Origin of the sequence: Flavobacterium frigoritolerans (assembly GCF_025847275.1) — a bacterium.
GTDB lineage: Bacteria > Bacteroidota > Bacteroidia > Flavobacteriales > Flavobacteriaceae > Flavobacterium > Flavobacterium frigoritolerans.
The window spans coordinates 134,904-158,570 of record NZ_JAOZEV010000008.1; the positions used below are offsets into that span (position 1 = coordinate 134,904).

16 protein-coding genes are annotated in these 23,667 nt (G+C 32.6%); 4 read left to right on the forward strand and 12 right to left on the reverse strand.

The window, feature by feature from the left end:
• Positions 1–174: 174 nt before the first annotated feature.
• The 3 genes from OIU80_RS12035 to OIU80_RS12045 all read right to left on the reverse strand — a co-directional run bounded on the left by OIU80_RS12035 (position 175) and on the right by OIU80_RS12045 (position 5,170).
• On the reverse strand, positions 175–2,280 hold the full coding sequence (locus OIU80_RS12035; protein ID WP_264287249.1) for a protein-disulfide reductase DsbD family protein: 2,106 nt from the start codon (positions 2,278–2,280) through the stop codon (positions 175–177).
• On the reverse strand, positions 2,280–3,587 hold the full coding sequence (gene tilS / locus OIU80_RS12040; protein ID WP_264287250.1) for a tRNA lysidine(34) synthetase TilS: 1,308 nt from the start codon (positions 3,585–3,587) through the stop codon (positions 2,280–2,282). The genes OIU80_RS12035 and tilS overlap by 1 nt, the downstream gene beginning before the upstream one ends.
• 296 nt (positions 3,588–3,883) lie before the next feature.
• Positions 3,884–5,170, reverse strand: a complete 1,287-nt coding sequence (locus OIU80_RS12045; protein ID WP_264287251.1) for an anthranilate synthase component I family protein — start codon at positions 5,168–5,170, stop codon at positions 3,884–3,886.
• Between the two features lie 207 nt (positions 5,171–5,377).
• Between OIU80_RS12045 and OIU80_RS12050 the strand changes: the two genes are divergently transcribed.
• Together OIU80_RS12050 and OIU80_RS12055 are read left to right on the forward strand one after the other, a co-directional pair.
• Positions 5,378–6,283, forward strand: a complete 906-nt coding sequence (locus tag OIU80_RS12050) for a DUF4349 domain-containing protein (protein WP_264287252.1) — start codon at positions 5,378–5,380, stop codon at positions 6,281–6,283.
• A 191-nt stretch (positions 6,284–6,474) separates the two neighbouring features.
• Positions 6,475–6,852 (forward strand): DoxX family membrane protein, encoded by a 378-nt coding sequence (locus OIU80_RS12055; protein WP_264287253.1) that lies wholly within the window; start codon positions 6,475–6,477, stop codon positions 6,850–6,852.
• A gap of 117 nt (positions 6,853–6,969) precedes the next feature.
• Here the strand turns inward: OIU80_RS12055 and lpdA are convergent, their stop codons facing one another.
• Together lpdA and OIU80_RS12065 are read right to left on the reverse strand one after the other, a co-directional pair.
• Entirely contained in the window at positions 6,970–8,373 is a 1,404-nt protein-coding gene (lpdA, locus tag OIU80_RS12060) for a dihydrolipoyl dehydrogenase (protein ID WP_264287254.1), read from the reverse strand.
• Positions 8,374–8,663: 290 nt separating this feature from the next.
• Complete coding sequence (locus OIU80_RS12065; RefSeq protein WP_264287255.1) at positions 8,664–9,122, reverse strand: Lrp/AsnC family transcriptional regulator; 459 nt, start codon at positions 9,120–9,122, stop codon at positions 8,664–8,666.
• A gap of 292 nt (positions 9,123–9,414) precedes the next feature.
• Here OIU80_RS12065 and OIU80_RS12070 point away from each other — a divergent pair, with 292 nt between their 5' ends.
• Entirely contained in the window at positions 9,415–10,617 is a 1,203-nt protein-coding gene (locus tag OIU80_RS12070; protein WP_264287256.1) for an aminotransferase class I/II-fold pyridoxal phosphate-dependent enzyme, read from the forward strand.
• Positions 10,618–10,913: 296 nt separating this feature from the next.
• On the opposite strand, the gene OIU80_RS12075 is transcribed toward OIU80_RS12070, so the two are convergent.
• From OIU80_RS12075 to OIU80_RS12105, 7 genes are all read right to left on the reverse strand, one after another.
• A complete protein-coding gene (locus tag OIU80_RS12075) occupies positions 10,914–12,845 on the reverse strand; it encodes an amino acid permease (RefSeq protein ID WP_264287257.1) in 1,932 nt (643 codons plus the stop codon).
• Between the two features lie 348 nt (positions 12,846–13,193).
• Entirely contained in the window at positions 13,194–14,138 is a 945-nt protein-coding gene (locus tag OIU80_RS12080) for a hypothetical protein (RefSeq protein ID WP_264287258.1), read from the reverse strand.
• A 387-nt stretch (positions 14,139–14,525) separates the two neighbouring features.
• Positions 14,526–14,870 carry a hypothetical protein gene (locus OIU80_RS12085; RefSeq protein ID WP_264287259.1) on the reverse strand — a complete coding sequence of 115 codons (345 nt, stop codon included), beginning with the start codon at positions 14,868–14,870 and terminating at the stop codon, positions 14,526–14,528.
• A gap of 226 nt (positions 14,871–15,096) precedes the next feature.
• Complete coding sequence (locus OIU80_RS12090) at positions 15,097–16,167, reverse strand: NAD(P)/FAD-dependent oxidoreductase (RefSeq protein ID WP_264287260.1); 1,071 nt, start codon at positions 16,165–16,167, stop codon at positions 15,097–15,099.
• A 23-nt stretch (positions 16,168–16,190) separates the two neighbouring features.
• Positions 16,191–18,065 (reverse strand): LodA/GoxA family CTQ-dependent oxidase, encoded by a 1,875-nt coding sequence (locus OIU80_RS12095; protein WP_264287261.1) that lies wholly within the window; start codon positions 18,063–18,065, stop codon positions 16,191–16,193.
• A gap of 9 nt (positions 18,066–18,074) precedes the next feature.
• Positions 18,075–19,097 (reverse strand): catalase family protein, encoded by a 1,023-nt coding sequence (locus OIU80_RS12100; protein WP_264287262.1) that lies wholly within the window; start codon positions 19,095–19,097, stop codon positions 18,075–18,077.
• Positions 19,098–19,216: 119 nt separating this feature from the next.
• Positions 19,217–21,931 carry a S8 family serine peptidase gene (locus OIU80_RS12105; protein WP_264287263.1) on the reverse strand — a complete coding sequence of 905 codons (2,715 nt, stop codon included), beginning with the start codon at positions 21,929–21,931 and terminating at the stop codon, positions 19,217–19,219.
• Positions 21,932–22,501: 570 nt separating this feature from the next.
• Here OIU80_RS12105 and OIU80_RS12110 point away from each other — a divergent pair.
• A complete protein-coding gene (locus tag OIU80_RS12110) occupies positions 22,502–23,332 on the forward strand; it encodes a M57 family metalloprotease (protein ID WP_264287264.1) in 831 nt (276 codons plus the stop codon).
• The last annotated feature ends 335 nt before the right edge of the window (positions 23,333–23,667 follow it).

The following is a 23,667-nucleotide window of genomic DNA, read 5'->3' on the forward strand; positions in this document are numbered from 1 at the left end:
AAGAAAAATAACTAAAAAAGCTCTAACTTTTAAAATTGTTCTATTGGATTTAGTTAATCCCCATTTTTCTTCTTCAACTTTTAAATTATCTTTATGAGTTAGATAAAATAAGAATGCAGCTAATGCAAATGCACCACTAATTATCAAATCTAAAAAATCAAGAAACTTCACTTATTATTTAAACTTTGAAATTCCTTCTTTTAACCATTTCAAATATTCGTCTGCTCCAACATAACTAATTGTTGGCTTAGAACTATTTAAATTCTTACCTTCTAAATCAGTTATGATATACAAAGGTTGTGTATTGGTTTTATATTTAGAGATCATAAAATCTGTCCATTTATCACCTACCGTAATAATCTTATCCCCTGTAGCAGTTACGTATTGCTCGTCTGCAGGCAATTTGCGTTTATCATCAACATATAAAGAAATAAGCACTACATCATTTTTTAGGATCGGTAAGATTCTTTCGTCAGACCAAACATTGTTTTCCATCTTTCTACAATTCACACAAGCATAACCTGTAAAATCGAGCATGATTGGTTTATTGATTGATTTAGCAAAAGCTACTCCATCTTCATAATCATGAAAAACCATGATTCCGTGCGGTCCTAATTCAGCCCCATCAGGCAATCCTTTTTCTGACCCAAGACCAGAATTACTTGACCCTCCTACTCCAAACGGACTTTCGCTATATTGTGGTGGTGGTGGAAAAGCACTAATTAATTTTAAAGGTGCTCCCCAAAGTCCAGGAATTAAATATACCGTAAACACAAGTGTAAGCAAACCTAAGTACAAACGACCAACCGAAATATGTTGTAAAGGGCTATCGTGTGGCAATGTAATTTTACCGAATAAGTATAATGTTAAAGCTCCAAAAATAGCAATCCAAATGGCGATAAAAACTTCTCTTTCTAATAGGTGCAATTGTAAAACCAAATCGGCATTTGATAAAAATTTGAATGCCAAAGCCAATTCCACGAATCCTAAAACAACTTTTACTGTATTTAACCATCCACCCGATTTAGGTAATGAATTTAACCATCCTGGGAACATTGCAAACAACATAAACGGTAAGGCTAAAGCCAATGAGAAACCAAACATCCCAACAATTGGAGCAATTCCACCGTTTGAAGCAGCTTCAACTAATAAAGTCCCAACAATTGGACCTGTACAAGAAAATGACACAATTGCCAAAGCCAAAGCCATGAATAATATTCCGATTAATCCACCTCTATCTGCTTGTTGATCTGCTTTATTTGCCCATGAATTTGGCAACATAATTTCGAAAGCTCCCAAAAATGAAGTTGCAAAAATGATTAATATAACAAAGAATATTAAGTTAAACCAAACATCCGTAGATAGCGCATTCAATGCATCTGCACCAAATATTTTTGTAACAATAAGACCTAATATCACATAAATTGCAATGATTGAGAACCCATATATAATAGCATTTCTAATTCCTTTTGCTCTGCTTTTACTTTGTTTTGTAAAAAAACTAACCGTCATAGGAATCATTGGGAACACACATGGTGTAAGCAATGCTGCGAAACCAGATAAAAATGCAATAAAGAAAATAGACCACAAACTTCTTTGTGGAGCAGATTCCGGCATATCTTTATCAGCTGTAGCTAAATCTGAATCCGTTTTTTTTACTTGAATTATTTCCGAAGCAGGTACTGTACTAGAAGTATCAACCGCCAGAGCATCTACAGGATCTGTCACAACCTCATCTGCTTTTACAATAGCTGCTGCTGCAACATCGGCATTCATTTTAAAATTAGCTGGAAGTGCTATAGAAAACTTCTTATTTAAATTGATACATACCTCTTTACAAATCTGAAAGTCAAATTCGACTTCGATTGTTTTTACACTAGCATTTGTAATAGTAATCTCTTGCTCGATATGTGCTTTCCCTTCAAAGAAAGTTTCATTAACACCAAATATGTCATTAAATGCCGTTCTCGTTTTTCCTTCTTTGGCTTTACCAACCAAATTATAATTCCCTTTTTGATTTTTAAAAGAAATTTCTAATGGTAGCGGTCCACCATCCGGGGTAAATTGAGAATATATATGCCAATCTTTCTCAATAACTCCATCAAAAATTAATACAAAATTGTTTCCTGATTTCTTTTCGATTTTAGAGGTCCATTTTACTGGTTCTAAGATTTGTGCATTTCCTTTTGCAAAAGCAAAAAAGAAAAACAACAAAAACAGAATCGAATTATTCCAGATTTTTTTTGATAGTAAAGCTTGGGGGTAATAGTTTGATTTCATTATTGTAATTCTATTTTAAGTATCTTGTTTGTAGTATTTTCTATTTTAAAACGCTCATCTTGTCTGATTCCTACAACCCAAACAATTTGATTATCCGAACACAAAATCCATGTGTTTTCTTTTTCAATCAAGGATAATTTTTCATCTTTAAAAAGTTTACTTACTTTTTTAGATTTTCCATTCATTCCAAACGGATGAAAAACATCACCTTCATTCCATTTACGTAAAACTAAAGGAAACTGGATTTTTTCGACGTCCACAAATATAGCTTTATTTGAATCTATTGTTATGTGACCTACGTTACAGAGTTTCAATTTTAAGGGAAAATTAACTTCTTTGTCATTAATTTCTATATAAAATTCTTCTTGCTTTATTTCAGGAATTGGGCTTAAAATTAATGTTGTCCTATCTTTTATCAATCTGAATTCTGGCGAAAAAACCTGCTTTCCTGACTGACTATCAACCAATTCATAAATATCATCCCAAGCCGAAAATTCATATTCTTTAAGCCATTGATATAAATACGATTTATAATTTGTTAAGCGCTTTAATTGATCTAAATCGAAATGAATTTCATCATTAATTTCTTTTGCAACTTGCTGATATACCATAATCGAAGCATCTTCGACCATAATTTGGGCTTCTTGCAAAAACTCCTGAGTCTTCTGAAAAGCAGTCAAAAAACCAGGATTTATCTCCTTTAAAATCGGTACTAAATCGTGACGAATTTTATTTCGTAAATATTTATTAGATGCATTACTGCTATCCTCACGCCATTCGATAGCATTATCCTCGGCATATTGTTTTATTTCTTCTCTCGAAAATGGCAATAGTGGACGAATCAGTTTATCATTTTGCTCTGGAATTCCAATCAAACCTTCTAATCCTGTTCCTCGACTTAAATTAATTATAAATGTTTCTAGATTATCATCGGCATGATGTGCTGTTAAAATATAATCATACCCTTCTGTTTCTAGAAGCTCATAAAACCAATTGTATCGTAATTCTCGCGCAGCAACTTGAGTCGAAAGTTTGTAATCTTTGGCGAAAGCTTCAGTATCAAACTGTGTAATGAAAAATCGGCATTTTAAATTATCTGCTGCAGTACTAACAAAATCCTGATCTCCAAAACTTTCTAAACCTCGCAACTGAAAATTACAATGCGCTATTGCAAAATCATACTCTAGCTGCGCAAATAAATGAGCCATAACCATACTGTCCAGACCCCCGCTTGTAGCTAGTAGCAATTTCTTTTTTTTGAGAAAAGGAAATGTTTGAGTAATATGATTTTTAAATTTTAGGAGCATATTTTAATTTACGTCTTTTGTTGTGATTTGGTTTTAAAAATCAATTGGTTAAAAATACAAAATAGATTTGTTTATTATTGTAAACTGTTGGGCGTAATTACTTTGTCTGTTCGCTTCACTCGGGTCTTAAAATTTCATTTAACGTATAGAAACATAGATTCTATATGTAAAAAAGAATACAAAAAAAATACATTTCTTTCATATGGCTAGCTATCTGCACTTAAAATAAGTGAAACGCCTTTTTAGAGAATACAAAACCTGTGTTTATATGCGTTAAAATTAATTAACCCAGCGGATTATTGCAATACTTCTTGCATTGCTTTTGCCTTAAGCAAACACTCTTCATATTCTTTTTCGGGAACTGATTGTGATGTAATTGCGCTACCAACTGAAAAGGAAACATATTCTTTTTCCTGATTATATAAGATACTTCGGATAACGACATTAAAATCAAAATCCCCGTCTGGCGTAAAATAACCTACTGCCCCACTATACAATCCTCGTTTGGTTTCTTCTAACTTATCGATGATATTCATTGCCGAAATCTTTGGTGCGCCAGTCATACTTCCCATCGGAAAAGTTGTTTTTAAGACATCGATTGGCGAATATTGAGAATCAAGCCTTGAGGTAATTGTCGAAATCATTTGATGTACCTGCAAAAAAGAATAAATCTTGCATAATTCTACCACTTTTACTGAACCTTTTTGAGCTGTATGCGATAAATCGTTTCGAACCAAATCGGTAATCATGATATTTTCGGCACGTTCTTTTGGATCTGCCTCCAATTGCATCTTGGAATTTTCATCTTCAATCTTATCTACAAAACGTTTTGAAGTTCCTTTTATAGGCTGCGAAATTATTTGATCCCCTATTTTTCGAATATATCTTTCTGGCGAAGCCGATAATAAAAATTGTTTGTGATTTTTAAAAAAAACAGTTAGTGGCGCTTGAGATATTTCATTAAGCTTTTCGAACTTTTCTAATGGATTTATAGTTGCATCTTCTGCGTAAAACTCCATACAAAAATTAGCTTCATAAATATCGCCACGATGAATATGATCCAAAACCGAATTGACTTTGGAAATATAATCTTCTTTAGAAATTCGCTGATTAATAAGAAAGTTCGCCCGGCTTTCGACTTTCGTCTTTTGACTTTCTAAAATCTCATTATAATCTTCTTCGACCTCATCATCACACATCGCTAAATACTGAATCTCTAATTGATTCCCTTTCAATGAAAATGTTTTTTTAGGCTGGAAGAAAAATAAATCAGGAAATTCTAATCCATCAAAATTAGCAGATTGTAATTCTTCTATATCATTTTTTAAATCATAGGTCAGATAACCAAAAAGCCAATCTCTGGTCGTTTGCTGGTATTGTTTTAAATCTTCGAATGCGTTATGGAAATCGGTTTTTATTGAAGTAAAAGCATCGACAGCCAGCAAACAATCGAAACTCGAATATTCTTGCGGATATAAATTACTATCCATAAAAACAACTTCTCGATGTTGTTGCGCCCAAACCAAAAGTTGCTTTTTAAAGGCCGCAGGATTTGAAATATGCTTGTGAATTGAAACTCTCAAAAATTATTTTTTTTTATCCGTCAAAATTACGACAAAAAAATTCCTTCGATAAAGTAATCTCAAAAAATATTGGCACGCTTTTTATTACACCACTTTATAACCATTTTATAAAATTGATACGATTATTGAGACAAAACTACTTTTCCCTTTTTTTTTAATACCCTATTAAGTAACCCATTTATTAATCTATAATTATATCAATCTCCTATGAAAACAATTGCAAAATTTGGCCTGACTACACTAGTAATCATCGCATTATTATTTTCCTGTAAAAAAGCGGACTCGTCTATTGAAGACTCAGCCGCAGAAGCATCGACTAGTACAACCGATATTGTTTCTTCTTCGGCAGCTGTCGAAAAGAAAGATGGTAATCATAAATTTATTCGAACCGCCGATATAAAATTTAAAGTTAAAAACGTGGCAAAATCGACTTATGCAATTGAAAATGCAACAGTAAAGTTTGGAGGTTTTGTAACTTATACTAATTTACAAAGTACAATTCATGACGAAATACAAACCAAAATAAGTCAGGACAGCACTCTGCAAACCACAAAATACTCGGTAATAAATAACATAACGATTCGTGTTCCCAACACACAACTTGATACTGTCATAAAAACAATTGCTAAACAAATTGATTTTCTGGATTATCGCGTTATCAAAGCCGATGATGTCTCTTTAAAACTACTAGCTAACCAACTTGCTCAAAATAGAAGTTCAGAGAATAACAAAAGAATTGAAAATGCTATTGATACCAAAGGCAAAAAAATAAATGATGTTATGGAAGCTGAGAATACGCTTGCTGCGCAGAAAGAGCAAAACGATTCTAGTAAAATTGAAAAATTATCTTTAAAAGATCAAATTAATTTTAGCACAATTACTTTACAGCTTTATCAAAACCAATCTTTAAAACAAGAAATAGTTGCTAGCAGTAAAGATAGCAATACCTACAAACCAAATATTGGTATCGAAATTATAGATGCTCTAAAAAGTGGATGGTATATACTACAATCAATAATTGTATTTTTCTTAAATCTTTGGCCATTTATTTTAATAGCCGCTGGTGGATTTTTTCTTTATAGAAAATATGTTAAAAATCAATCTAAAATATAAGAATCCATGTATTTATTTATAGCCTAAAAATCATTATATTTGATATAGAATTAAACAAATCCTAAAACATCATTAAATAGTTTACACAATTAATAATAAATTAATAATTAAACCCGTTTTTTAATTATTTGAATAAGGTAATTTTATATCAAAAATCATATATTTTTTAACCTATAAAAATCATCTATATCATGAAAATCGCGACTATTATTATCCGAACTTTAATTGGTCTTTTACTGCTTTTTACTTCTCTAAGTTATTTCTTTGATTTAGTTCCACCGGAACCAATTACGAATGATAGCTTCAAAGCCTTTAATGTTGGTCTAATCGCCTCGTCATACCTATATCCATTAGCCAAGTCAATAGAATTAATTAGCGGAATAGCTTTTGTTACTGGGCGTTACGTGACACTTGCCAATATTTTAATCTTACCAGTTACTATCAATATCTTGTTCATCAATTATTTTATGTCTCCTGATCAATTACCTATTGCAGTTTTATTATTTTTAGCCAACATATTTTTAATTTACAGATATTGGAATAATTATAGAAGCGTATTTACAGCATAGTAAAAAAACTACTGCACAGACTAAGACATTTTTCCATAAAAAAACCCGACTAAATTAATTGTCGGGTTTTATTTTGACATGCTGTTAGATACACTACTGTGCGTCTCTAAAACATTTCTATACGTGTAATGCTCTGTTATCTGTTGCAGCCAATGCAGCTTCTTTTATTGCTTCTGCAAATGTTGGATGTGCATGACTCATTCTTGAAATATCTTCAGCAGATGCTTTAAATTCCATTGCTGTAACTGCCTCAGCAATTAAATCGGCAGTACGAGCTCCAATCATATGCACACCTAAAACCTCATCAGTTTTAGCATCTGCAATAATTTTTACAAATCCATCTAAATCTCCACTTGCTCTTGCACGACCTAAAGCTTTAAATGGGAAACTTCCAACTTTATATTCAGTACCTGAAGCTTTTACTTGCTCTTCTGTTTGTCCAACAGCTGCAACTTCTGGCCAAGTATAAACAACACCTGGAATTAAGTTATAATCGATATGTGGTTTTTGACCTGCTAATATTTCAGCAACCATTGTTCCTTCTTCTTCGGCTTTATGTGCTAACATTGCTCCACGAACAACATCTCCAATTGCATAAATATTTGGAACATTTGTTTGTAAATGATCGTTTACTTCAACTTGTCCTCTGTCAGAAATTTTCACTCCAGCTTTATCAGCATTCAATCCGTCTGTGTAAGGACGACGACCAACAGAAACTAATGAATAATCTCCTTCTAAAGTAATTGTTTCCCCTTTTGCATTTTCAGCCTGAACTACAACTGCATCGCCGTTTCTTTCTACTGATTTTACTTTGTGAGAAACGTAGAATTTCATTCCTTGTTTTTTCAATACTTTAGTTAATTCTTTAGACAAAGAACTATCCATTCCTGGAATGATTCTGTCCATAAATTCAACTACAGAAACTTGTGCTCCTAAACGTAAATATACTTGTCCTAATTCAATACCAATAACTCCTCCACCAATAATAACTAGGTGTTTAGGAACTTCTTTTAATGCTAATGCTTCAGTAGAAGTAATGATTCTTTCTTTATCAATTTTGATAAAAGGCAAAGATGAAGGTTTAGAACCTGTTGCAATAATGGTATATTTAGCTTCAATAGTTTCTGATGTTCCATCTTCTTTTGCAACAGCAATATGTGTAGCATCTACGAAAGAACCTAAACCATTAAAAACGGTAATTTTATTTTTATCCATCAAGAAGCTAACTCCTCCTGCTGTTTGATCTACAATTGCTTTTTTACGAGCAATCATTTTCTCTAAATTGATTTTTACATCCCCAGAAACTTCTATTCCGTGATCTGCAAAATGTTTGATTTCGGCATAATGATGTGAAGATGCCAACAATGCTTTTGATGGAATACATCCTACATTTAAACATGTTCCTCCAAGCGAATTGTACTTTTCGATTATAGCTGTTTTGAAACCTAATTGCGCGCAACGAATTGCCGAAACATATCCGCCGGGACCTGAACCTATAATGACTACGTCAAATGAACTCATAGTTTTTGATTTTTTATTTTTTAGCGATACAAAATTAAGGAATTAAGTTTTGTTTAAACTTTAAAAGTTAGAGTTTTTTCTCAGGATTTATCGAACTATGGAAAACTTATTGTAATAAATACATAAAAACGTTAAATTTTCTTTGAGATTTAGTAGAAAACGCAGATTTTTAAAACTGATTAAAAAATCAATCTCGTAGAATTATTTAAAAATCTCTTACAAAGGCGCAAAGTTGAACCTTTGTCACTCTGAACCTTTGTCGCTTTGTACCTTAAAAAAACCTTTGCACCTTAAAAAGAAATCACCGTTGTATTCTTTACTTCACTAATCATAAAAGTACTTTGTGTACTGCCAATATGTTGCAGGTTTGTGAGTTTGGTTACTAAAAACTCCCGATAAGCTTCCATATCTTTTACTAATACTTTGAGAATATAATCGTAATCTCCACTAACATGATGGCATTCGAGGACTTCTTTTAACTGAGTCACTTCACTTTCGAATTTGGTTAAAAATTCTTTTGTATGCTGAATGAGTTTGAGATGACAAAAAACTACAAATCCCTTTTCTATTTTAGATTTATCTACTAAGGCTACATATTTATGGATGATCCCTTCTCGCTCCAACTTTTTTATTCGTTCATAAACTGCTGTTACCGAAAGATCTAATTTCAAAGACAGTTCCTTGGTTGTTTTCTTACTATCGGTCTGGAGTAGCAATAGTAGTTTTTTATCGATGGAATCTAATACCATAATTATAAGCTGTTTTTAAACTGAAAAATAATCTATTCAAATCTTATCTCAAAAACAAAATTAGATAATAAATCTAACAAAATACAAATTTATAGTCTAAAAATCTAAACATACCAGCTATGATTGATTATTATTCTAATATGTTATTAATTTGAATTATGATTGCTGAGCTACTCAGATTTCAAAGCCCAAATAGTTATTGGGATAGTTCCTTATTCTAAGATTTTAATTTAAGTAAAAATAAATAATAACTAGAGGATGAAATTAATTCGTTCCTCATAATAACATAACAATGGAAAATTTTAATCCAGCTGATAAGATTCAGGATTTGCAGTATTTTGGGGAATTCGGTGGTGTAAACCCATCAATTTCAGATTCTTCTACATATACTTTCCTTTCGGCAAAAACAATGTTTGACACTTTTGAAGGAAATATGGAAGGCTGTTATTTATACTCCCGTCATTCATCGCCGAGTAATCTATATTTAGACCAAGCACTTGCTGCTATGGAAGGAACTGAAACTGCCAATGTTTCGGCTTCAGGAATGGGAGCAATTACTCCTACATTAATGCAATTATGTAATACGGGAGATCATATTGTTTCGAGTAGAACTATATATGGTGGAACGTATGCTTTCCTTAAAAATTTCACTCCGAGATTTGGTATAAAAACAACTTTTGTAGACATCACAAAATTAGATATTGTAGAAGCTGCAATCACTCCAGAAACGAAAGTTTTATATTGCGAAACAGTAAGTAACCCTTTATTGGAAGTTGCAGATATTAAAGGATTATCTCGTTTAGCGAAAAAATACGATCTAAAATTGGTTGTTGATAATACGTTCTCTCCTTTGTCGGTTTCGCCTGCTAAACTAGGTGCCGATATTGTGATTCATAGTTTAACAAAATACATTAACGGTAGCAGTGATACTGTTGGTGGCGTTACTTGTGCTTCAAAAGAATTCATAAATAGCTTAAAAAATGTAAATAGTGGTGCAAGTATGCTTTTAGGCCCTACAATGGACAGTTTACGTTCGGCTAGTGTAATGAAAAACCTGCGTACGTTACATATTCGTATTAAACAACACAGTCATAACGCTCATGTTCTAGCTGATAAATTTGAAAAGGATGGACTTAAAACCGTTTACCCTGGTTTAAAAAGTCATCCTAGCCATGAATTATACAAAACAATGATTAATCCTGAATATGGTTTTGGTGGCATGCTTACAATAGACGTGGGTTCTCTGGCTAAAGCCAATGAATTAATGGAGTTGATGCAGGCACGAAATTTAGGATATTTAGCAGTAAGTTTAGGTTTTTATAAAACCTTGTTTAGCGCTCCGGGAACCTCAACTTCTAGTGAAATTCCACTAGAAGAACAAGCCCAAATGGGTTTAACAGATGGATTAATTCGTTTCTCAATAGGATTGGATAATGACATCGAAAGAACGTATCAAATGATGAAAGCCTGCATGGTCGAGCTTGGGGTACTATAAACATGAAACATTTCTTTATAAATAAATTTGCTTAATTTTTAATTGGTTTGTTTGAATCCGCTAGAGTTATCTCTAAGCGGATTTTTTTATGATTAGACTTCTTAGATTTATTTAAATTATTAGACTGACAGACTACTTAGATTTTGAAATTATGTTGCTTTTTACTGGAACTAAAAACAAAAAACCGTTCTGAGTCATAATTCAGAACGGTTTTTTGTTTTTATATTTTTTAGATCTTTAAATCTGGTTTACTCACAACTTTTACTCAAACTGAAAACTGTGACTAAAAAATCAGACTATAATTTAACTATATTAAGTTTACTATTTTTACGGCTGAAGCCAAAGTATATGAATAGACCAATAATTAACCAAACTGTGAAATAAATCCAGTTCCAAACACTTAATTCAGCCATCATATAAAGACAACAAATCAAGCCTAACAATGGAATTAAAGATAAATTTTGTCTGATAGCCCAAACTGTTAATCCTATCAAAACGATTAAGAAAATCCACATTGGTATTTTATGCTTAAACAAACTTAAACCACTTTCATATTTAATAGAATCTGCAACTGGTAAACCTGCAATTACGCTTGCATACTTTGCTTCATCTTTTTGATATTGCTTTAATATTAATTCTAGATCTGGTTTTTCGGTTGTAGCATTAGCAGGATCAACAGTTACTAGATAATCATATACTTTTTTAGTATGGCTTTTATCAAGAGAGGTAATAATATCCGCTGATTCATTAATTTGAGTTTCATTTGTAATAAAACTCATTGTTGCTTTTTTGTTGTATCCAAAAGAAAATACTAATCCAATAATTAATAAAATCGGCATTATAAATTTTGAATTTATATAAGGCGTTTTAAATTTTCCTCTTGGAATATTTGGTTTGTTCTGCAATACCAAAACTCCTGCGCAAACCAATACAAAGGCAAACAAAGTTCCTATACTACACAAATCGGTAACCATTGTAAGATTTAGAAATAAAGCTGGAACAGCAACTACAAAACCTGTTACGATAGTTGCGTATGATGGTGTTTTATATTTAGGGTGTACTTTAGAAAAACGCTTTGGCAATAATCCGTCACGACTCATACTCATCCAGATACGAGGTTGTCCCATCTGAAAAACCAATAAAACACTTGCCATAGCCACTACAGCACTTACTGCTATAATTCCCGACATCCATTTTAAATCTAATTTCTCGAATACAAAAGCAAGTGGATCTCCTACATTAAGTTGGTTGTAACTTACCATTCCCGTAAGTACTAATGCAATTGCGATATACAAAATGGTACAAATTATAATTGCCCACATCATCCCTCGTGGTAAATCACGTTGTGGATCTTTACATTCTTCGGCAGTTGTTGAGATTGCATCAAAACCTATATAAGCAAAGAAAACTGCTGAAACTCCTTTAAGAACTCCTGTTACTCCATTTGGTGCAAAAGGATCCCAATTAGCTGTATCTACATAAAAAACACCAACTGCAATTACTAAAAGCACTACACATAATTTCACAACAACCATGATATTACTCGCATTACGAGATTCTTTCATCCCGCGATATATCAATGCTGTAATCAGAATAATAATCAATAAAGCTGGTAGATCTGCAACAAAATGAAATGAACCTATCATAGGCGCTGTTGTCCATGCTGTATATGCTGATTGTAAGGCTGGTTCTAGATTTTCAAATGCTTTTCCACCATGCATCAAAGCTGTTGCATCTTTAAACCCATTTGAGGCAGTTAAATAATCCATCTGAACCCATTGGGGTAAATGTATACCTCCGCTGGCGAGCAACCCTGTAAAGTAATCACTCCATGATATGGCAACGGTTATATTTCCGACCGAATATTCCATTATCAATGCCCAACCAATGACCCAAGCTATAATTTCACCAAAAGCAACATATGAGTATGTATAAGCACTTCCTGAAACTGGAACCATCGAAGCAAATTCTGCATACGCAAAAGCAGCAAAACTACAAGCAATAGCTGTAAATAGAAATAAAAAAATAACTGCTGGTCCCCCATCGGCACTAGCTTTACCAATTGTACTAAAAATACCTGCACCTACAATTGCTGCAATACCAAAAGCTGTTAAATCACGCGCTGTTAAATGCTTGCCTAATGAATCAGTTCCATTGGCATTATTTTTCTCTACTTGACTTAAAATATCTTGTACTGTTTTTTTTCGGAATAGACTTGAAAATGACATAGGTGTACTTACTATTAATAATTAATTTATTTCGAACTTTTTGCTTTTATTTTGCAAATAATGCAAAAATCATCTTGAATTCAAATATATAAAACGATTTTGTTTTGAAACACTTTTGATAGACTTTTTATCAATCTCTAATATTAAATAAAAAAAATGACATTGCAAGACTCTAATTTCTAGTTTTATAAACCTAAAACCATTAATTCCTCATATCCTTTTATATGCATATTGTTTCATCTAATCTTTTTTTACCAACTGTAAGTAAAAAGTGAATATCTGTTCTTCAACATTAAATTTATTTTACCTAATATTCTTTGAGAATATCTTTTTCATTTGATATCACTATTATATCTTCTGCTTCTTGACAAACTCATAACTCTCTTCAATTGCTTTCTCTATATTAGTTTGTTGTGCTATAAATTTATTCCTTTCTGATGGTTTTACATTAAGTTTAGTGCCATTTATATGAAACCCTTTTATCGTATTATGAACAGGCAATTTCATATGTATTTCCTGATTATCAATTAAACATTCTAAAAAACACACTGTTTTAGTCTGACTTTTATTTATATAGGCTTCGAATCCATTTGGCAAAAACTTAATATTTTCTATTGGTAAATTCAAATCAAAGGCCAAAAATCCATAAATATCTTTAATTGTTTCTTGCGTTTCAAAATCCAAAGATTCCTTTTGTTCAAGGTTATAAAATAATTCTCCTTGCAATACAATATCCTCCAATATTTCTTTTTCTAAATTCTTATCTGACAATCCCAGTTCTTCTCTACAATAATCTGCAAAACGGAAAATAGTATGTTTATGACTTATATTCAAGGTGAGTATTTGCGTTTCGGGAACATAATTATTGGTTATATTCTGATATAAGGATTTAAACTCTTTTATCGTTTTATCATTTCCAATCATTATCATTTTTGCCAGTAAAAATTCTATTTTCGTGATTTCAGCATGACTGATTTTTATTTTACCTACATTATCTAAGTTTGCATAAATAGTTTGTAGATTATCCAATATCTGATTGAACAGTACAATTTTTTGTTCAAAGACTTTTTCATTACGGCTACGCTCCTCTTCTGTTTCTGATTGTTTGTTTAATAAGACCATTGTGATAACGGCAGCAAAGATGGTTCCGAAAATAGCCGCGGCAAACTCCTGAGATGCTTTTTGTCCTAAATTTTCAAATAAAGGCTCAAAGGCAAGAAAAGAGGAAAAAGCAATTATAAAAACAAATAATGCATTTCTTAAGTTTTTGTTTTTTTTCAAAAAATCAATCATATTACTTTTCTTTTTAAAATATCTCCCAATATAGCGATAATACCTACAATAAAATAATATTTTAAAAATATTGACTGATAAGGTTTTTAATTATGCTAGTATGATGAAAATTACCAAAGCGAACTTATAAAAAGACAAAACCTAATAAATCAATAAATGTCTTTACAAACTAACTTTTACTTTTCCTCCTCATTACCAATCAGATCACCTTTAATCCGATGTGTTTGATTATACAAATACTTTCTGGAGCAAAAAAACCAGTGCAACAGAAAAGCATAATCCAAGATTAACTCATTGTCTATTACTTTTACCCCTTATTATTTATAAAAAAAATAGCTTATATGAAAATGTTCTTCATATAAGCTATTTTAAATCAATACACTTATTTTACTGCTCAGTAACTACTTCTTGAACTTTAAGAACATTAGGTCCCATAGTGCTTGTAGTTGTCAATTTAATAAAATAAGTATAAGGTCCATTTGGACTTCTCTCAGCAATGTAAGCACAATTCCATCCTGTGCCCCATTTTTGTCCAGTATCCCAGTTTGCATTATTTTCGTCATCCCAAGACCATGCTTTTGTCTCTTTTTGAGGATCTGAAGGGAAGCCCGCATTATATACGTGAATTTGCCCTTGTTGTGCTCTAAATGGTGCATTGGTACTCCATCGTAGCCATAAATTTCCACGAGACTCATAAGCCTCTAAGGACCAAGAAAATGTTGATTGTGACATAATAAAAAGTATTTGGGGATTTCCTACTCGTTTAAGGTTTTTCGGATGCGACCTATTGTTTCATAGTAAAACTATTTATCTATTGTTTTACAGGGTATCTAAATTAAACAAACATAACGTATTGATTATAAGTACTTTTACCTGTTTTTTCAAAAACAAGTAGAAGTACTTCAGTAATTACTTACATACCAAACACTTATCCTATGTCACATCATAATATCATCCATTACAACTGTCGTCTTTCCCAAAAAGGATGCTTGAACCAACGTTGTTCCGACTGATATTGATTTTGTAATAAAGCAACTGATTTATCAAACAAAGCCATTTGAGAGGTAATATATTCAGACAATGAATCAATATTACCATCTAAAAAACCAGATATTGCATTTGCTGCATTATGACCACTTACAAGTGCATTTGTAATTCCAAAAGAAGTTAATGGATCGTAAGTACATAATGCATCGCCCACAGCAATCCATTGTTTACCACCTGGTTTTTCCAATAGAGATGTGGTAGCTGTTTTAATACCTACTTCGGTTGTTGAAGATATTATTGTGGGAAGATAGTTTTTAAGATGTTGAGTAGTGGCAATTTTACCGAGTAACCAATCATTAAGTGAAGTAGATTTTGTAGGATGTAAGTCACTATCCGACATAAAATTGACTATTACTTTATTATCAGGTAGCGGAGCAGCATACCACCAACCGTCTTCTACTGATTCGATAAAGGTCATTCCTTTTAAAGACTCTTCTGATTGCTCTGTAATAAAATAATAGGAGGCTAGATTATCGATAATCTGTTTCTTAATTCCCATTTTTTTAGCCACTATAGAAGCTCTGCCACTGCAATCGGCTATAAAATCGGCAGTAATTATTTTTGTACTATTATCAGCATCAGAACAACTCACAATTATTTTATTGTCTTGTTCTGTAATATTGGTAAGTCGGTGGTTTTTTAATAAAATCACACCTCTTTCGATAGCAATATCCTGAAGCTGTTTTTCAAAAAGTGCACGATTCAAATGTCTTCCGTCACCGTAAGGTTCATTTAAAAAGTAACGCTGGCGGAGCGATGCATCGCCCCACACAACGTTATTACCTACATATAAACTATGGAGTTTGGAAATTAACACCTCTTCCAAACTTAATTTTCGGAATATGGTATTGGCACTGGGAGCCAATGATTCCCCAAGTTTAACAGTACTTCCCATATGGTTATCTATTACAACACATGGAATATTATGGTCACGCAATGTTAATGCAGTAGCCAGACCAGCTGGACCACCGCCAATAATCACTACGGCTATAGAAATTGAAGTTGCTATAATTCGTGTCGTTTTAATGGATGACTTTCACGCGGTGCTGCTTTTAATAATCGGGCACTTATAGTAGCTTCTCTTTCGGCATGTTTTACCTGTTCCAAAGTTGGATCAATACCTACTGGTCCTTCTCGATCGGTTTCTACCCACAAAGTATCTGGTAAAAATTGCGATTGAGTATCAAGTTCCTGTTTGGTAATAATACCCAACTGATGCCATTTGGCAACCATATTATTAATACGCGGTACATAGTTTGAAGTAAAGTCACGCATCCAATCCACACGATAAGAGAAATGTTTTAGCTTCTGCCCCTCATTAGTTGTTGTCGATTTCAATCGGTCATAACTATCCATTGATAATATAGTATTAGGAACTCTTACTGACCAAAATGAAGGCAATGGTAAATAAAGAGTTACATCATAGCCCGACATACAACTAGCTTCATCTGTCTGCCAAGGCACGCCCAGCCAACGTGTAAGTGATCCAGGACCCGTTCCGTCTAATGGTCCGTTTTCTGACAAAGCAATTTCCGAAGTGATAATACCTCCATAATCATCTCTTACTTTTTCGTTTTCTGATAAAACTTTTAAGCGGAAAGGTTCGTCCCACATCATAAGGTGTCGGAATGGCCATGTAATCTCAATTCCGGGATGAAAAGGACCTCCTAAACATTCTTCTAACGGAGCTTTTAATAAAGCATCAACCTGTTCGCTTGCTGATAATTCTTCAAATGGGACAATTTCTTTTGGTTTTCCTGTAACAAAATTGCCTTCAGACCATAAGCGTAGCATCTCATATTGGGTAGCTGTTACTGATAAATCAACAGCTGGTAAATCTTCATAGTCACCAAATAAATCACCATAATGAGGAGGTAATTTGGTTGGTTCATATTCATTTGATTGGTGGTCTCTAAACCATTCAAATACTCGTTTTCTTTCTGATTCAAATTGAGTCCCCGGATTTTCTAACTGGCTAACGAACTCTGGATTATTAAAATCACTTGGAGAATCAGTGCCAAACAATACAAAGAAACCTTCATTAACCCATTGCGTAGTACTCATTCGAGATAATATTGGGTAGATATCTTCATAAAAATTTACTGTTCCTTTTGGAGCTATCCAGCCTTCCTTTAAATACAAATCCTGAACCACATCCAGCATACTTACCACAGGAAATAATCCTTGTCCAAAATTTGGTGGCGTACAAGCAACAACAGCAGGCTTAGCGTCAAATGTTTGCCCGCCTATGGTTACTTTAGCTCTTACAACACCATCCGAAGTATCATCATGCCAGTCGTCGTTATTAGCAAAAGTTATGGCACGAATATTAAGTCGAGATTCACTATTTCCATCACCGCCAAAAAATAACAAGCGTCCTTTGTCATCTGTTTTTAACTCTCCCAAAGAAACTTCCTTATCGAAGAATTTTCCAGTATCCAACTGATATTCTTTTCCGGACATATCCTTACCACTAATTGTTCTAGGCCCTGGATCAATAACAAACTGATCTCTTTCTACCCCTGTAATACCTCCGTTACGTTTCAAACTCGGAATACTATATTCTCCTAAATCCAAAGCATTATTAAACTGATACCATGCTGCTTTTCTATTGGCTACATGCACATTCCATTCGATATTTACATCAGCTGCAGTATCCATATTAATTTCATAAAGTGGATTGTCATTTTCATCCAAAGCATAAATACGGAATAAAGGCACCTGTTTTTTAAATAAATTATCACCGTCTTTAAAACCGTCTTCAGCAACTGGTGCTACGCCTGGTAAATCAGAGGCCAGAAAATATTCAGGAGAATTTCCAATTCTTGCTATTCCTATTGCCGGATAAATTGCTACTTTTTTTATATTTTTAGTATCCATAATGCTAGCTTATTGGTTGTTTAATTGTCTTGGTACAATTGGTTCTACAGCTGGAACACCATTTTTAAAACGTCTTAACTCTGCTCCAGCCTCATATACAATTTTACGAGCATCACTAATAGTACCTTGCGGTTTATGCGCTTCTAAAGTACGCCACGGATTAAAAGAAAGATTCTCTCCATATTGTTCTTGTCCTTGATTCGTTATATCTTGTTTATGAATAACGAGTGTAGCGATGTGAACTGGAACAGATTCTGTTTCATCCCAAGGAGTCATTGCTTTATCCAATGGCATTTTTTCAGGATCTTTACGAAATTGAACCATAAATCTAAACTGTGCTTCTCCCATATTCAGACGAGCTTGTAGATCAGCTTGTAGATAATCTGCTGAGTTTTGAGATGGTGGTGTACTAAAAGGAGGATCGATTGGTTCCAATTTGTATTTTACAAAAGAATTTTCTCCAAAAGAATAAGGAAGCCCGCTCCAGTAAGGCGTAGTTAGGCAACTAGAGACTACTTTTTGCATTTCATCCAAAATTCGTTCAGTTTCAGGATGATCTTTTAAATACAGATTATAATCGTGATCGACTACTCCCGCCTTGGTAAACTTGCACATTTCTGTAGCATTATCTACAAAAAATACATTCATATTTTGTAAAATAAAGTCCGCAGTAGTAGCATTTTCGCTGGATTCCAATAACTTTTTACCTGATACTCCAAACAGCTTGATTCCTATTCCTACCGTAGTCTTCATATCAGGGGCATGAGGAACAGTATCGCTTGAAAAACGCACCCAAGCTTCAAAATGGTCATGAGCAAAGATTCCTACTTTGTATTCTGGTGGTAATCCCGGCATCATAATAAAATCTGCTTTGGCAACGCCATGAGGCTTAAGGAATACACCTCTGCGTACGGGGCATTGTCCGGCAATGATACGATTTCCCATAGTCGTATCGATAAACATTTTCTTGAGGGATGAAGCAGGATTGGCCTCGCAATCAATAGCTGCCTTTTTTGATAATTCGTTTTGCATATAATTATAGGTTGTAGATTTGATTACTGCAATATAAAAAATAAGAAAAATATGATACTAGGTAGTAATACGTGATTTTAACATAATACACAAAAACTAAAATGACTATTCTTAGATTTTTAAAAAACTGCAATTTTATCAGTTTGTATTCCACCTAAACTTGTTATTATTTTATAGATATAAATCCCTGAGGCAATATTTTTTAGGTTAATGTTATTGGTTTTAGAAAGCAATGGAGAAGTAATCGCATTTTGTCCACTAATATTGTACAAATAGAAAATAGCGTTTTCCTCTTTTTTAGCTTCAATAGTTAATTCTTTGTCTTTGCTTAATAGCGTGGGGTGAACATAAAACAAATCATTCCCTAAATAATTAGCATCCACAATTAGGGAACTCACTACATTATTGTTTTCTAAAATTATATTTATTTTATACTTATTACTGCCTTTTATCGGCGCAGTATCTAAAAAAGAGAATGTTTTTGAATTAATATCATTTATTGTACTAATAACAGTTTCGGTAGAAGTAATTATTTTCACTAACTCTATTCTTTTGATATTGTACAAGCTAAAAAGACTGGCACTAACTTTCACTTTGTCCTCTTCATAAACTTCTGCCAAAATCAATTCGAAATAACAATTTGAATTTTGATCATGCTGCAATGTTGACTCACTTTTTATTCCTTCGCCATTGTCAAATACTGGTGTAACGGTGTGAATTTTTCCATCAGTATACGTATAATTAACGTTTGCTGTTTGTTCTTTAAACTCAAGATGATCGTTTATCAGTTGATAAATATTAAACAAAACAACATCGGTAGGTTTGTCCCAATTAATTTCTGTTGTGCCATCACAAACTAAACTAGTATTGATATTTAAATCATAAGAAATCGTAAAACTATCAGAGATATAATCAACCTTATCAATGGTCATTTTTAATTTTGCTTTTGAGAATTTTTTTTCTGTAGGAGTATAAGTAAATTGTTTGTTATCTAGATTTATATCATTAGCGATAATTTCCCAAGTCTGTCCGTTATTATAACTAACAGACAATTGACCAGAGGTTCCCGAAAATGAAGAATTCCATTTGAAAGGAGAAATAGTTGTACCATCATAGGGGAAATTATCATTACTAACAGGGTAATTCCATTCAAATTGATTTTCCAATTCATATTCGTAGGCAATGCTATAATCCTGAGATGTATTTGAGACATAAGCACCAATAACAGCAATATTATAAGATCCGGAAGTGGGATTTTCAATAGTCACTTGCTCTATATTATTAAGTTTATCTTTTCCTCTTTTAGCTTGTTCTTGAGGAGCATCAGGATTAAGAATCCATGGTAAAAAAATAGTGCTATCACCCGAAATAACTTCTATATCTAAATCATTTATTAAGCTTATATTACTATTGATTGCAGCTGGTAAATCATTCCAAACTAATGTAATTTTCAAGTTTTTTGCATTTGATGGAAGGGTAATATTATGTGAATTGGTTTGACCAGATATCAAATTACCAGATATAATTCTATTTTCACTGATAGTTTTTAGACATTTATCCGCATTTATATTACCATAGCCATAGGTGAAATCTGGACCAATGTTTCCTAAATCTTTTGCGCTATTAATTAAAATTGCTTTTGTTAAGGCATTAGTTATAGAGATATTGTTTATGGTTTTATAATGCTGTTTCATAAGAGTAATAATTCCTGTAGCTAATGCTGTAGAATTTGAAGTTCCTTGTGTACTAAAAGCTACTAACTCTGGTTTTATTCGTCCATCGTAAGCTGGTCCTTTTGAAGAAAACGGCATAATTACTTCGTTCTGGTCAATGCAGCCCAACATGATACTATTTTTGGATTGCTTAAAATTACCTGTAATAGATTTATAACCTTCAAGTCCACTATTACCAGATGAAAAACAATGAGTCAAATCAGTATTTAAAAATAATTGAAAATCATAAGCATTAGCTAGCGAACCATAAAAATTCTCAATCACTGTCCCATAAGAATGATTTTGAGTGGTAGCACCTTGCAAAGTTGCTACTTCATCTGGGTAGATATTCAAAAAGTCAGATGATAGTATCTTAGCCTTTTGAGCAACTCCTTTTCCTAAGACAGAACTATTTCCTAATCCAGAAACTATAGTCGCCATAGCCGTTGCGTGGCTTGATACAGTAGCCGATTGCGTAGCCGAAGGAATGTACTTACTTAATAGATCGATATCATTTAGATCAAAAAAATCATCTTTGATAGCTACAATTTGATTCTCGCCAGTTAAAAGAGAAAAATTAGCATGAGCTTTATTTATGTAATTGATACTAAAATTTTGATCTATTATTTTAGACTCCCCTTTAGGTTGTAACGATTCTTGTGAAATAGAAGATACACTGCTCAAAGATATAATCTCATCAATAATTTTTCTGGAATCACTTTTTATAATTACAAGATTGGCACCTACTATTTTGATATCAGAAATATTCATTAATTTTAAGTCAGTAATTAACGATTCTATAGTATCTGTTGCTATAACATATTGCTTATCCTCTTTGTGGTTTGAAAAATTTGATGGTAACTTCCATAAATCATTAGCAGGAACTCCTTTTTTTAAGGGATGGTTAGATCGCAAACTTTCGCTTTCAACAATACAAAAAGCATTATCCAATTTTTTTACAATCTTGTATTTGTTATGATGTGCATTTTCTAAAGTAGTAAAATAATATTTCTCAAATTTTCTCCCATTTTCTTTTTTTATGTATTGTTTCCATTTTTCAGAACTTTGAGAAAAGCTGATTGCCGTTATCATAAATAAGAGAAAAGTAATTTGTGTCTTCATTTACTGTATTTATTAGGGATAGTGCTAACAATTTTCATCAATGTTAGACAAAAAAATGATTATTGTGACCGTCTATTACTTCTTAACTTAGATAAAATTCATTCATAATGATTTCTATTTTAAACATTTATCTCTTCTAATTAAGTCAAAGTTATTAAATTATTTGTAAAACATTTATGAGTTTTTATTTCATTCAAAATCCTCAAAGTCTGTAAGAGTAATATTCTCTTTTTACAACCCTGTTTGTATTTTAAATGTTATCTGAAATTGTAAAATCATTTTTAACACTTACTAAACAAAATAAAATATTTAAAATAGCATTCGATATTATCCTTCATAACTAACTGATTTTTACTCAATTATTAATTTTACTGGGCTCACAATGATAATCAGATAATTATTACTAAAAACACATGTAAAATAATTTAACAAAAAACATCAAATTTGTTAAATCGATATTTTTGTAAGTATTTTATTGATTAAATTTATATAAATTTGATAATAAATAGCACTAATGTTTTGTAAAGCCCTTATAAATCAACCTATTAAACTAACCCCAAAAACTATCAAATGAAAACAATTAAATCAATTTTAGCCTTGGCATTTATAGCACTAATGCTAGTATCATGCAACAAAGAAGACGAGTCTAATCAATCAAATCAAGAAGCTCTTAAAGTAACACCAGATGTGTTAAATAAAATTAGAGCACTTTCACTAAATAGCACAGATGTTAAAGTGATTAAAAATACTACGTTAGATGGCACTACTGAAGATGCATTCTTGATTGAAGGATGTATTGTCATGACAGAAGATCAATTAAACAAAATGGATCTTCATGGAGGTATTACAACAGAACAATACCGTACTACCAATTTAGTATCTACTCCAAAAACTATTAAAGTTGTTGGATTATCAGGAACTGGTACTACAGCTCTGTCTCCAAATATGGTTGCTGGATTACAAGCAGCAATAAATAGATACAATAATTTAGGATTAACTATTAAGTTTACACTAACCTTTAGTTCAAGTACCGCGGGTGCAAACATTGTTGTAAGAAGACAGATTGGATCTGCTGGAGGAGTAGCTGGTTTCCCTTCTGGAGGAGCCCCTTATAATTCAGTAACATTATATTCTGGATTGGATACTTATTCAGTAGGTGTAAATGCGCATGTAGCCGCACATGAAATAGGTCACTGTATCGGTTTACGTCATACTGACTGGTTTAGCCGTCAAAGTTGTGGACAAAATTCAAATGAAGGAACAGCTGGTGTTGGAGCAATTCTGATCCCAGGAACTCCTTCAGGATATGATGCGACTTCTTATATGAGAGCATGTTTCAGTTCTAATGAAACAGGAGCTTTCAATGCTAATGATGTTACAGCTCTTAATTATTTATATTAGAAATTAAATTAGAGTTCTCTTTACAAAACATAAGAGGCTGCTTCTTGATTTATGAGGCAGCTTCTTTTTTGTTGTGTCTCATCCTAAAATTGATTGTCATTTTGGTTTATCTTTTGCTTTAGCAACTGATCCATTATATTTCATACAATCAAAAGAAACAAAACTCGAACAGCATAAAAACAAAAAACCCGAAACTTTCGTTCGGGTTTAAATACTGGCGGAGAAAGAGGCTCCGCCACCTGTATCGTAAGCACCAGTAAACACTGGATGTTATGTTATGTCAAAAAAAGAAGGGCACTAATAGGTTACTCTTAAAATTCTTGGGTCTATTAACC